At 69.6% G+C, this 12,420-nt stretch carries 10 protein-coding genes; 6 read left to right on the forward strand and 4 right to left on the reverse strand.

Annotated features, from left to right (window positions below; genetic code table 11):
• Positions 1-267: 267 nt before the first annotated feature.
• Positions 268-1,848 (reverse strand): glycosyl hydrolase family 18 protein, encoded by a 1,581-nt coding sequence (locus ACQEVJ_RS26620; RefSeq protein WP_433105541.1) that lies wholly within the window; start codon positions 1,846-1,848, stop codon positions 268-270.
• 284 nt (positions 1,849-2,132) lie between these two features.
• Here ACQEVJ_RS26620 and ACQEVJ_RS26625 point away from each other — a divergent pair, with 284 nt between their 5' ends.
• The 5 genes from ACQEVJ_RS26625 to ACQEVJ_RS26645 all read left to right on the forward strand — a co-directional run bounded on the left by ACQEVJ_RS26625 (position 2,133) and on the right by ACQEVJ_RS26645 (position 9,133).
• Entirely contained in the window at positions 2,133-2,666 is a 534-nt protein-coding gene (locus ACQEVJ_RS26625; protein ID WP_433105543.1) for a DUF1697 domain-containing protein, read from the forward strand.
• A 46-nt stretch (positions 2,667-2,712) separates the two neighbouring features.
• Positions 2,713-2,853, forward strand: a complete 141-nt coding sequence (locus ACQEVJ_RS26630) for a hypothetical protein (RefSeq protein ID WP_433105545.1) — start codon at positions 2,713-2,715, stop codon at positions 2,851-2,853.
• Between the two features lie 47 nt (positions 2,854-2,900).
• A complete protein-coding gene (locus ACQEVJ_RS26635; protein WP_433105547.1) occupies positions 2,901-4,529 on the forward strand; it encodes an ABC-F family ATP-binding cassette domain-containing protein in 1,629 nt (542 codons plus the stop codon).
• A gap of 420 nt (positions 4,530-4,949) precedes the next feature.
• Positions 4,950-8,285 carry a phosphodiester glycosidase family protein gene (locus ACQEVJ_RS26640; RefSeq protein WP_433105549.1) on the forward strand — a complete coding sequence of 1,112 codons (3,336 nt, stop codon included), beginning with the start codon at positions 4,950-4,952 and terminating at the stop codon, positions 8,283-8,285.
• Between the two features lie 287 nt (positions 8,286-8,572).
• Positions 8,573-9,133 carry a GNAT family N-acetyltransferase gene (locus ACQEVJ_RS26645; RefSeq protein WP_433105551.1) on the forward strand — a complete coding sequence of 187 codons (561 nt, stop codon included), beginning with the start codon at positions 8,573-8,575 and terminating at the stop codon, positions 9,131-9,133.
• Positions 9,134-9,154: 21 nt separating this feature from the next.
• Here the strand turns inward: ACQEVJ_RS26645 and ACQEVJ_RS26650 are convergent, their stop codons facing one another.
• Complete coding sequence (locus tag ACQEVJ_RS26650) at positions 9,155-10,327, reverse strand: cytochrome P450 (RefSeq protein WP_433105553.1); 1,173 nt, start codon at positions 10,325-10,327, stop codon at positions 9,155-9,157.
• A gap of 175 nt (positions 10,328-10,502) precedes the next feature.
• Complete coding sequence (locus ACQEVJ_RS26655) at positions 10,503-11,060, reverse strand: RICIN domain-containing protein (protein ID WP_433105555.1); 558 nt, start codon at positions 11,058-11,060, stop codon at positions 10,503-10,505.
• 4 nt (positions 11,061-11,064) lie between these two features.
• Here ACQEVJ_RS26655 and ACQEVJ_RS26660 point away from each other — a divergent pair, with 4 nt between their 5' ends.
• A complete protein-coding gene (locus tag ACQEVJ_RS26660; protein ID WP_433105557.1) occupies positions 11,065-11,238 on the forward strand; it encodes a hypothetical protein in 174 nt (57 codons plus the stop codon).
• On the opposite strand, the gene ACQEVJ_RS26665 is transcribed toward ACQEVJ_RS26660, so the two are convergent.
• Positions 11,202-12,407, reverse strand: a complete 1,206-nt coding sequence (locus tag ACQEVJ_RS26665) for an MFS transporter (protein WP_433105559.1) — start codon at positions 12,405-12,407, stop codon at positions 11,202-11,204. The two genes, ACQEVJ_RS26660 and ACQEVJ_RS26665, sit on opposite strands and share 37 nt — an antisense overlap.
• Positions 12,408-12,420: the final 13 nt, after the last annotated feature.

Genomic DNA, 12,420 nt, shown 5'->3' on the forward strand with positions numbered 1-12,420 from the left:
GGCTTGACGCCGATCGTGGGGGGTGATTGGTGCACCGGCGAGGCCGCCGGTGGATTTGCTACAGCAGCGAGCTGCTGGACGAGCACACGGATCCGCGTACTCCATGGTCGGGATCGGCGAGCCTATTTGTCAAGGTTCTTAACAATTAACCGCCTCACCAGCGGAGACGCACGCGGCAGTACCGCAAGGACCGGGAATGCGGGCGAAGGCCGCTCCCCGATCGAGAGGGAGCGGCCTTCGCGCTCGTTGGGCGGTGTCAGGCCCGGTCTAACGGCCCTGGAGCGACCTGGCGTTGTCGCCGAAGGTCCAGCCCTTCGACCCGTCCCAGTTGATGGACCAGGTCATCAGACCCTTGAGCTGGCCGTTGAAGCTGTTCCAGCTCTGGCTCACCAGGGACGGCGACATGTAGCCGCCTCCGGCGCCGGGCTGGGCGGGCAGGCCGGGGACCTGCTTGTCGTACGGGACCCTGATCGTGGTGCCCTGGATGACCAGGCCCTTGTCCAGGCAGGTCGTCTGGGCGACGAAGCCCTGGACCGTCCCGGCGGAGTAGGAGTCACCCGAGCAGCCGTACATGCTTCCGTTGTAGTACTGCATGTTCAGCCACCACAGGCGGCCGTTGTCCACGTACTTCTTGATGATCGGCAGGTAGGCGCCCCAGATCGAACCGTAGGTGACGCTACCTCCGGTGACGTACGCCGTCTCGGGGGCCATGCTCAGGCCGAAGTTCGACGGCATCTGGGCGAGCACGCCGTCGATGATGCGGATGAGGTTGGACTGGGAGGCGGACAACTGGGTGATGCTGCCGCTGCCGCTGAGGCCGGTCTCGATGTCGATGTCGATGCCGTCGAAGTTGTACTTCTTGAGAATCGGCACGATGGTCTCGACGAAGCGGTCGGCGACGCTGCTGGAGCTGAGATCGATGCCCGCGGTGGCTCCGCCGATGGACATCAGGATCGTCGCGCCGTCGGCCTTGGCCTGGCACATCTCAGCCGGCGTGGAGACCTTGACGGTGCTGTCCATGCCGTCTTCCCACAGGACCGTGCCGTCCGAGCGGATGACCGGGAACGCCGCGTTGATCACGTTGTAGCCGTGCTGCCGGATGCGGGCGTCGTTGATCGGCGTCCAGCCGAACGGCGGGTGCACGCCGTTGGACGAGCCGTCCCAGTTCTCCCAGTATCCCTGGATGACCTTGCCGGCCGGCCGCCCCTTCACCGGGCACGTCGTGTCTCCCGGCGACGGCGAGGAGGAGGGAGAGGGGGAAGGTGAAAGTGACGGAGAAGGCGACGGCGACGGCGATCGGGACGGGGACGGGGACGGGGACGATGACGGAGAGGGTGACGAAGAAGGCGACGGCGACGGCCCGCCGGGGCCGTCGAAGCTGATGTCGTCGGCGTAGTAGGTGCCCTGGCCATACCAGCCGTGCAGGTAGACCACCGCGCTCGTCTGGCTGGCACCGGTGGTGAAGGACACGCGGAGCTGCGTGTAGGCGGACGGCGACGAAGTCCAGGTGGACGATCCGCCGTCCACGCCGAAGTACACGTAGCTTCCGCGGACCCAGGCGCTCAGGGTGTAGGCGGTGTTCGGCTTCACGGACACGGTCTGGGTGCACTGCGCGTTGTCCGAGCCGCTGGCCGCGCCGGCCAGCGCCTTGCCGCCGGCGTGGACCGGGGAGCCGACCACCGACCCCAGGCCGCCGGTGCAGGACCAGGGGGCGAGATTGCCGGTCTCGAAGTCGGAGTTCACGAGCAGATTGGCCGCGGTGGCCGGTGTCTGCGTGAGGACGGCGCCCGTGGCCGCCAGCAGCAGCGATGCTGCCAGCGTCAGCAGGCGAGGTGTGCGCTTTCGCATGGAGGTCTCCTGAACCAGGAGTGATCGGAGCCATGGCGCCGATCGCGGGGGGTGTGATGGCGCGCCGGCGACGTCACCGGTGGGTTGGTTCACCAGCGAGCCGCTGGACAGTACGGATCCGTGATCCCATGGTCGGGACCGAGGCTCCCAATTGTCAAGGTTGTTAACAGATAACTCGTTTACCAGCGAGGATGTCCGTACGTCCAAGCCGCCGACCAGATGACAGCCCGATACCTGACGCCCTCTGACATGAATGGGCTGTAGCCTCCCGCCGGAAGGAGGCGATGCCAATGCGATACGTGGCGCTGTTACGCGGCATCAACGTCAGCCCCGCCACCACGGTGGCGATGGCCGATCTCAGGGCACTGCTGGAACGGCTCGGGTACGGGAACGCGCGCACGCACCTGCGCAGCGGGAACGCCCTGTTCACCGCGGACGGGGACGCCGAGTCGATCGCCGCCGCGATCGAGCGCGGGCTCCAGGAGGAGCTCGGCTTGTCCGTCGCGGTGATCGTCCGTACGGCTGAGCAGCTTCGCGGCGTGGTGGAGCACAACCCCCTTGAGGTCCGGGACCCCGCCCGGTTCGCCGTGGCCTTCCTGGCCCGGCCGCCGGACCGGGACGGGCTGGCGAGCATCGATCCGGCGGCGTACGCCCCGGAGGAGATGCGGATAGGCGAGCGGGAGCTCTACATCTACTTCCCCGACGGGCTGCGGCGTCCCAAGCTGCCGCCTCTCTTGGAGAAGCATTCGACCGGCCCGGCGACCATGCGCAACTGGAACACCGTCACCCGCCTGCTCTCCCTCGCCGAGGACCTCTAGGAATATTCGGGTGACCGGGCCGGAGCGGCACGTCACCATGATTGCGATGACGACACCGAACCGGCCCTACCGCTGGGATCTGATCCGGCCCGACCGGCTCGGCACCCTCCTCGATGGGCGCTCCGAGCCCACCCTTCCCTGTCTGGACGACCTGGCCGAGTGCGGCGCGGCGGCGCTCCGCCCGTGAGACCGTTCGGCGGGGCCGGCTCGGGACCCGGTAGGGTCTGTGTCCTGATGAGCGCCACTCTTGTCGCGAAGGAACTCACCGCCGGGCACGGCGACCGCGTCCTGTTCGCGGATCTCGATCTGGTCGTCGCACCCGGGGACGTCGTGGGGCTGGTGGGGGTGAACGGCGCGGGCAAGTCGACGCTGCTGCGCCTGCTGGCCGGCCTCGACGCCCCCGAGCACGGCAGCGTACGACTCAGCCCGCCCACCGCCAACGTCGGCCACCTGCCGCAGGAGCCCGAACGGCGGCCCGGTGAGACCGTCGCCGCCTTCCTCGCCCGCCGGACCGGGGTCGCCGCCGCACAGCGGGCGCTCGACGCGGCCACCGAGGCGCTCGTAAACGGCGATCCCGGCGACGCGTACGCCGAGGCCCTCGATCGCTGGCTCGCCCTCGGCGGCGCCGACCTGGAGGAGCGGGCCGCGGAGGTGGCCGCCGACCTCGGGCTCACGGTCGGCCTGGAGCAGGAGATGGCGTCCCTGTCCGGCGGCCAGGCGGCCCGGGTGGGGCTGGCCTCGCTGCTGCTCAGCCGTTACGACGTGTTCCTGCTCGACGAACCCACCAACGACCTCGACCTCGACGGCCTGGACCGGCTCGAACGCTTCGTGACGGGACTGCGCGCCGGGACCGTGGTCGTCAGTCACGACCGCGAGTTCCTCGCCCGTACGGTGAACAGGGTGGTCGAGCTCGACCTGGCTCAGCAGCAGGTCCGCGCGTACGGCGGCGGTTACGACGCCTACCTGGAGGAGCGCGACGTCGCGCGCAGGCACGCACGCGAGCAGTACGAGGAGTACGCCGACACCAAGGCGTCTCTGGAAGCCCGCGCCAGGTCCCAGCGCGCCTGGATGGAGAAGGGCGTCAAGAACGCGCGCCGCAAGGCCACCGACGGCGACAAGATCGGGCGGAAGTTCCGCACCGAGGCGACGGAGAAGCAGGCGTCCAAGGCCCGGCAGACCGAGAAACTGATCGAGCGGCTGGAAGTCGTCGAGGAGCCGCGTAAGGAGTGGGAGCTGCGGATGGAGATCGCCGCCGCGCCTCGCTCCGGGGCCGTGGTCGCAACGCTGCGCGGCGCGGTCGCACGACGTGGCGCCTTCACGCTCGGGCCCGTCGACCTGCAGATCGACTGGGCGGACCGGGTCGCGATCACCGGCGCGAACGGCTCGGGCAAGAGCACCCTGCTCGGCGTGCTGCTCGGCCGGGTACCCCTCGCCGACGGGACGGCGGCGCTCGGCCCCGGTGTGGTCGTCGGCGAGGTCGACCAGGCCCGCGCCCTCTTCGAAGGCGACGAGCCGCTGCTCGACGCGTTCGGCGCGCTCGTCGACCTGCCGCCCGCCGACGTCCGCACGGTGCTGGCCAAGTTCGGCCTGCGCGCCGACCACGTGCTCCGCCCGGCCGCCACGCTGTCGCCGGGCGAGCGCACGAGGGCGGCCCTCGCTCTCCTTCAGGCCCGTGGGGTCAACCTGCTCGTCCTGGACGAGCCCACCAACCATCTCGACCTGCCGGCTATCGAACAGCTGGAGTCCGCGCTCGCCTCGTACACGGGGACCCTGCTGCTCGTCACCCACGACCGGCGCATGCTGAAGGCCGTCCACACCACACGCCGCGTCGTCGTCGAGGCCGGCCGGATCCACGAAGGCTGAAAGCCCGGTCGCGTACGCCGGTTCAGAACGGCCACCACGGCGGTCAGTCTCTCGGCATCTACCCGACGATCAGGGATCGATTTCTGGGCGTCAAGAGCCGGACGCGGACGGTGTTCGCGGATCGGTCGAGGCGGTGTACCGCGCGGGTGCGATCGCCTGTTCCGCCGGTGTTCACGACGGCCTTGGAGTGGCGTCATCCGCCTTTCTCAGTGGATCACTTTGATGCCCTGGCGCACCTTTTGATCACTAGGGCGCGTTGTCACTCTGTTAGTCGGGGTTCCTATGAGATTGATGGTTTTGAACCATCGGCGTACGAGGCCACTGCTGGTGGCTCTCGCCACGGTGTCCACACTGGCGTTCTTCCCGGCCACCGCGCACGCGAGCGTGGGTCCACCGGCGCCGGTCACCGGTGGACTCCCTTTGATCAACAGGACTGAGGAGATCGGTCCGGGGGTCAACCTGCGGCACGTGAAGGCGCTGGACCAGCAGGGCTGGTACGACGCGCAGTTCCTGACCGTGGATCTGTCGAACAACGCGGTCACCACGGACCTGCTGACCGCTGGACCGGTCGCGTCCGGTGGGCCGCTGAGCGTGGCCGCCAACAAGGCCGGCGCGGTCGCCGGCGTCAACGGCGAGTTCTTCGACATCGGCAGCTCCAACGCGGCACTGGGCGGCGAGATCCAGAACGGGCAGCTGCTCAAGACCGCCGATATCGGCGGCCGCCAGCACGTCGGGGTCAGCGATGACAGGATTGCCCGGCTTGTGGACCTCACGGTCAACGCGACCGCGAACTTCGCGGGGGTGGACCACACGGTCTTGTCGATCAACGCCGCGAACGGGCGCGGGGTCCCGGCGGACGGTCTGATCGCGTTCACGTCCGCGTGGGGCGACTACAGCCGCAACCGCGGCCTGACGGGCGTGGCCGACAACCAGATCGCCGAGGTGCTGGTCGAGAACGGCTCGGTGGTGTCGGTCACGCCGAACGGCCCCGCGGGTTCGGGGCCGATCCCGCAGGACGGTGTCGTGCTCGTCGGGCGCGACGCCGCGGCGACCGCGATCCGTGCGCTGCGGCCCGGCGACCCGGTGAAGCTCAGCTACGCGCTGGCTGACGATGTCGCCAAGACGATGAAGTTCGCCCTCGGCCACGGCGGCACCATCGTCTCCGGCGGCCAGGTCGTCAACGGCCTGGACACGTCGATCGCTCCGCGTACCGCACTCGGCTTCAAGGACGCCGGCCGCACGCTCGTGCTGGCCACCTGGGACGGCCCGGGCGGCACCGGCAAGGGCGGCGTCGGGATCGACAAGGAGGCGCGTGACCTGGCCGCGATGGGCGTCGAGACCGCGGTCAACCTCGACGGCGGCGGCTCGACCACGATGGTCGCCCGCGCGCTCGGCGCGCAGGACGCGACCCTCCGCAACGCCCCGTCCGACGGCGGTGAGCGCAGCGACCCGAACGGCGTGGGCGTGTTCGTCGCGAAGGGCGACGGCAAGCTGCATCAGCTGCTCATCAAGCCCGCGCCGGGCGCGGCGTCGGCCGATGGTGGCGTGAAGGTGTTCCCGGGGCTGCACCGCGCGCTGATCGCGCAGGGCGTCGACGACCACCAGACGCCGGTGACGGTCGACCCGGCGTCCGTGAGGTGGTCAGGGTCCGGAGCCTCCGTCACGGACGGCGTGCTCGCGGCCCCGGACAAGCAGCGCGACCAGATCAACGTCAAAGCCAAGATCGGTGGCGAGGTGGTGCACGAGAAGGTCACCGTCCTGGGCCCGGTCACCAGCGTCGAGCTGTCGTCCCAGCGCCTGGCGATCGCCGATGCGACGCCCTCCTCTGCGGCCACCGTCTCCGTGACCGGCCGCGACGACCAGGGCTACACGGCCCCGATCGACCCGCAGGACCTCTCGCTGGACTATGACCACAGCGTCGTGGACATCCGGCCGGTGGACGGCACGTTGAAGATCACCCCGCTGACCAACGCGGGCACGATCCTGACCATCTCGGTCGCCGGCAAGTCGGTGAAGCTCCCGATCACGATCGGCGTCCAGACACAGACGGTCTACGACTTCAATGACGACGTGCTCGCCCGCTGGCGCAACAACAGCACGGCGGCCACGACGTTCTCGGTGGACCCCGACGGCCTGCGGATCGACTTCCAGGGGATGCGCAACGTGGGCATCGCGGCCGCATCGGCGGCCCAGCGCGTCCAGGTGCCCGGCCAGCCGCTGCGCCTGCGGATGCGGATCAAGTCGAGCATCAGCGTGCCCAGCGGTCTGACCTACATGGGCTACTTCGACGCGACCGGTAAGAGCGGCGGCGTCTACGGCACCGGCCTGACCGCGAGCAGCGACTGGCAGTACGCGACGTGGACGCTGCCGGCCAACACGGCGTTCCCGATCTCGATCTCGAGCTTCCAGGGCATCAACACCAACGTCGCCCAGCAGAAGCCGGGCACGTTCGTCCTGGACCGCATCGAGGCCGACGTACCGACGTCGATCGACCTGCCTGCCCGGGCCGACCTGCAGCCCGACCCGATGGTCTCCGCCGACGGCTCGCTGCCTGCGGGCGGCGGCACCTGGCGGTTCGCCACGCTGTCGGACGTGCAGTTCACGGCCGACAACCCGGCGCTGACCCAGGTCGCGACGGCCGCCATCAAGCGGATCCGCGCGACCAAGCCGGACCTGATCGTGCTCAACGGTGACATCACCGACCGTGGCCTGCCGCAGGACCTCGCGCTGGCCCGGCAGGTGCTCACCGACGCCGGGTGCGACCTGATCCCGGTCGGTCAGGAGCCGGCGAAGGACAGCACGCCGGACCCGGCGGCCGGCTCGGTCCCGTGTTATTACGTGCCGGGCAACCACGAGTCCTACGGCCTCAACAACGTCCAGTCCGACCTGACGAACTTCACCGACCAGTTCGGCCGGCCGTACCGGACGTTCGACCACAAGGGCACCCGCTTCATCCTGCTCGCCAGTTCCCTCGGCTCGCTGCGCGGGACGGCGTGGGACCAGCTGCCGATGACGCAGAAGGCGCTCGCCGACGCCGAGAACGACCCGACGGTGCGCAACGTGCTGGTGTTCGCCCACCACCCGGTGGACGACCCTGACGACGCGAAGTCCAGCCAGCTCGGCGACCGCGACGAGGTCGCGCTCATCGAGAGGATGCTCACGGACTTCCGTGACTCCACGGACAAGGGCGCGGCGATGGTCGGATCCCACGCCCAGATCGCCGACGTCCATCGCGTCGAAGGTGTCCCGTACGCGGTGCTGCCGTCGTCGGGCAAGAACCCGTACGGCACGCCGGACCGCGGCGGGTTCACCGGGTGGGTCGGCTGGTCGGTCGACTCGCGGCGCACGGCGGACCAGCAGTGGATCGAGGCCGATGTGCGCGCCTTCGCGCAGTCCATCACGCTGAACACCCCGGACTCGCTGCAGGTGGGCAAGACGGCGCAGCTGTCGGGCAGCATCGTCCAGCCGGAAGGCGTGTCGGCGGGTACGCGTGTCGTGCCGCTGCAATACCCGATGTCGGTCCACTGGGGCGGCTCGTCCAACCTGGCGATCGGCAGCGGAAAGGCGGCCATCGACGCGGCCCGCCGCGCGCGCAAGGTCGCGATCCTCGACCCGCAGGCCCGGACGCTCACCGCGCTGCAGCCGGGCTCGGTCACCGTATCGGTCACCAACGACTCGATGCGCGCCTACACCGACGACAGCTCGCTCGCACCGATCACGACCTCGAAGACCGTCCAGGTCGTGCCGTCGGGGTGAAGGCCGTCGGCAAGAACGGCGATTCCGAACACCAGACCCTGATCGACGCCTGGCCGGTCACACCCGCCGCGTCCGGCTGATCATCGCTGCGGTGGCTGAGCGACACACCCGGTGCCGCTCAGCCACCGCGGGCCGTACGCCTCCCAACCCGGACTCCTGGTGCCTGATGCAGCCGCCCGTCCGGCATCCCCCTGGCATCCCCCTGGGGGAAGATCCGCGCGAGGAGGGATGATGTCGTGGCGCGAGTCGCACGACGGTCGTCGTGCCGATGTCAAAGGAGGCCGTTGATGTCCATCCACGTCCGTCCAGGCGGTCCCGGCGACGTCCCGGTACTGCTTCAGATGTTCGACGACGCCGTCACATGGCTGACCGCACGGGGAAGCGCCGGTCAATGGGGCACGCGGCCCTGGTCGGAGGATCCACAGCGGATCGAGCGCATCCGCGGCATGGCCCACGGCGGCGGACTGTCGATCGCCGAGATCGGCGGTGTGCCGGCCGGGGCCCTGGTGCTCACCGAACGGCCACCCGCCCACATCCCGCCGGTGAACGAGCGCGAGTTGTACGTCGACCTGCTGATCACCGCCCGGTCCTTCACAGGGCGCGGGGTCGGCGCCGCTCTCCTCGACATGGCCCGCACGGAGGCGCGAGCCCGCGGCATCACGCTCCTGAGGGTCGACTGCTGGGCCGGCGGCGACGGTGACCTGGTGCGCTACTACCAGGGGCAGGACTTCACGCCGACGGACAGGTTCGACGTCAACGGCTGGATCGGCCAGGTGTTCGAGCAGCGCCTGAACGAGCAGCCCTCCGCGGACGCCGGTTCAGCCCGCAGCGCCGCACCGCCCCGGTGACCACGAGGGGGCCCGTCAGCGTCATCCGCCCGAGGTGACGCGCATGGCGACCGGCCGCAGGACCAGGCCATCGGCCCATGTCACCGACTCGGGCGAGGTGGTCAGGCGGAGGGCGGGTCGCCGAGTGACCAGGGCTCCGATCGCTTCGGTGAGCTCGACCCTGGCGAGACTGGCGGCCAGGCAGCGGTGCGGACCGTAGCCGAATGCCACGTGCGGGTTGGGGGGATGGTCGGTGAAACGGTGGATGTCGAACCGGCCGGGCTCGGGAAACGCCTGCGGGTCGTGGTTGGCCGCGTTCAGGTTCGGCATGACGACCGTCCCCGCGCTCAGCGAGCCACTGGGCAGGTCGGTGTCCTCCGTGATCCGGCGCATGAAGGCACTGGCGGGCGGCCCGTCGAAGCGCAGGATCTCCTCGACGGCGGTAGCCGTCAGGGTCGGGTCCGCGACCAACTCGTCCCACTGGCTTCGGTGAAGGAGCAACCGGAACACGCCACGGGCGATCATTGAGGCTGTCGTCTCGTAACCGGCCGTGATCAGAGAGAAGACGGTGTTGACGAGCTCGCCCTCCGAGAGCCGGTCGTCCTCGTCCCTGGCCTGAATGAGCAGGTCGATGAGGTCCTCGCCAGGTGAGAGGCGATGCTGGGCGACCAGTTCTGCGGCATAGGCCATGAAGTCGCTGTAGCCCTCGTAACGCGCCTGCTCGGTGGCGGTGGAGGTGGTCAGGAACATGTCCGTCCAGCGGACGAACTGCTCGTAGTGGTCCATCGGCACGCCGAGCATCTCGCAGATGACACGGGCCGGTAGCTGCAGCGCGTATCCCTGGACCAAGTCGAAGGGGTCGCCCAGGCCCTCGAGGAGTTCTTGGGCGATCTTCGCGATGCGGGGACGCCACGGTTCGATCTGGCGCGGGGTGAAGGTGCCCTGCATGATCCGGCGGTAGCGCGTGTGTTCCGGCGGATCCTGGTTGACCAGCGCGTCCGGGTCGTCGTCGATGCCGACGCCGCTCACGAACCGCGGCAGCCCGGGGAGGCGTAGATTGCGGCTGGATGTGGGCGAGGCCAGCAGGGCGCGGACGTCCTCGTACCGGACGGCCATCGGGACGCGGTCGCCGCTGGGCATGGTCGCCGGCTCCAGCGGCCCCGACTCGCGTCTGCGGGCGAACTCCGGCGGTGGCGTGGCAAGTGGTCCCGGCACGATGTCCGGCCCAATGTTTGGTGCAGTCCCGTTCGAATCCGGCTCGCTGGTCACTGCAACCCCTTCCGGTTCGGGGCGCCCGGGGGACGGCCTACGCGGAACGTACGAAATGTCATACCGTCCGTCAACCGGCGAATCATGCCAGCAGGACGACGGCACCCCCGACGATCAGGGCTCAAGCCCCACGGCCTGACGCCCGGCGGCCGGCACGTGCTCGCGCAGGCTTGGTGCCGACGCCGATGATGGTCTTGTTGGACGCGACCTTGATCTCCGTGCCGTACGGCGAGACGGTGATCGCGCCGTTGACCTTGATGACGTACGGCTCGCTCGCCCCGGCGTACTTCACCAGGTCGGCGTACGTGGTGACGGTGACCGTGGAACCGGCCGCGCCGCCGGTCGTGGTGCCGTCGCCCATGCCGCTGGTGGAGGCGAAGCCGTCAGGCGTGTTGGAGTAGGGGACCGTGGAGGTGGGCGTGGGTGTGGGGGTGCCGTTCGTGGGGGTGAAGCGCCATTGCATCCGGGCTATGTCGGAGCAGGGTTCCTGGCTGATCGGGTTGTTACCGGCGGTGGAGCTGTCCTTGTTGCTGACGCACAGGCCGTTGAGGTTGCTCTTGATCAGGTAGCGGTCGGCGACGGTGGAGGGTGTCAGCGTCCAGGTCTGGTTGCTGCTGGCTCCGCAGGTCCACTGCCACAGCTGCACGCCGCTGTCGGTGGAGTAGTTGGGCACGTCCACGCACTTGCCGCATGTTGACCAGGCCGTAGGCGCCGTTCTGCGATACGGCGCGGAACTGCTGCCGGCGGCCCGCGCGGCGGGCTGGACCGACCGGCAACTGCTGGAGACCACCGCGCTCGTCGCCCTGCGGACGATGACCGACTACGTCGACAAGCCGGCCGAGACCGAGATCGGCTGACCTCCGGCCTCCTGACGTTCCCGGCCCAGCCGCCTGACCGGCTTGATCAGCAGCAGCGCCGCCGCCACGCCGACCGTCACCAGGGCCGACCCCAGCATGAAGGCGCGTGGTTCGACCAGCGCGGTGACCGGACCGGCCAGCGCCTGACCGACCGCCATGCCCGCGACCGACCCGGCCACCTGGTAGGCGTTGACCCGGTTCATCACGTCCGGCGCGACCTGCGTCTGCACGCTGGTCGACCACATCACCGACCAGAACGCCAACGCGCACCCTCCGAGCAGGTGCCCCGCCATCAGCAGCGGCAGCGGCAGCCCGAGCGCGACCGTCAGCGGCACCGCCACGTACCCGCTCAGCGCCACCGCCCCGGCCGCCAGCGGCCTGCGCGGCCTGAGCCTGATCGCCACCAGCCCGCCCAGCACGGTGCCGAGGCCGAGCGCCGCCATCACCCAGCCGTAGTCGGCCCCGATGACCTGCGACGACAGCGGCACGTACGGCCCGACCACCAGAACGCCCCAGAACACCCAGACCAGGATGACCGACCACATCCAGCTCCTGGCCTTGAACTCCTCCCAGCCCCTGCGCAGGTCGCTCAGCACGTTGGAGGGCTCCGGCCTGGGTACGGCGACCCGGACCAGCAGCAGGCACACCCCGCTGACCAGGAACGTCGTGGCGTCCACCGTGTAGACGAAGACCGGCCCGGCGACGACGATGAGGACTCCGGCCAGTGCGGGACCCGCCAGCTGGGTGACCGCTTCGGCGATCTTCAGCGTCGCGTTGGCCCGCTGCGGATCTCTGGCGACCAGGGGGACCATGCCGTTGACGCCCGGCTCGAACATCCCGGCGGCCGTGCCCGACAAGAACGCCATCACCAGCAACAGGGCGTACGGCGGAGCGCCGTCCAGGAAGGCGACGGCCACGACCCCCTGGGTGACGACCCTGACCGTGTCCGCGCCGATCATCAAGCGCCGGGCGCCGATCCGGTCGGCGACAACCCCGCCGAACAACATGACCAGCACAGCCGACGCGGTCCAGAGCGCGAGCACGTAGCCGACGCCCGCGATCCCATAAACTTTCCCGATCGCCAGCGCCGAGGCGACGGGCATCATCGCGTCACCGAGCAGCGAGATCGTACGGGCCCCGAAGTAGAGGGTGAAGTTCCTCGTCCACATGAGCCCCGATTCT

The organism is Microbispora sp. CA-102843, assembly GCF_050936215.1.
Taxonomy (GTDB): Bacteria; Actinomycetota; Actinomycetes; order Streptosporangiales; family Streptosporangiaceae; genus Microbispora.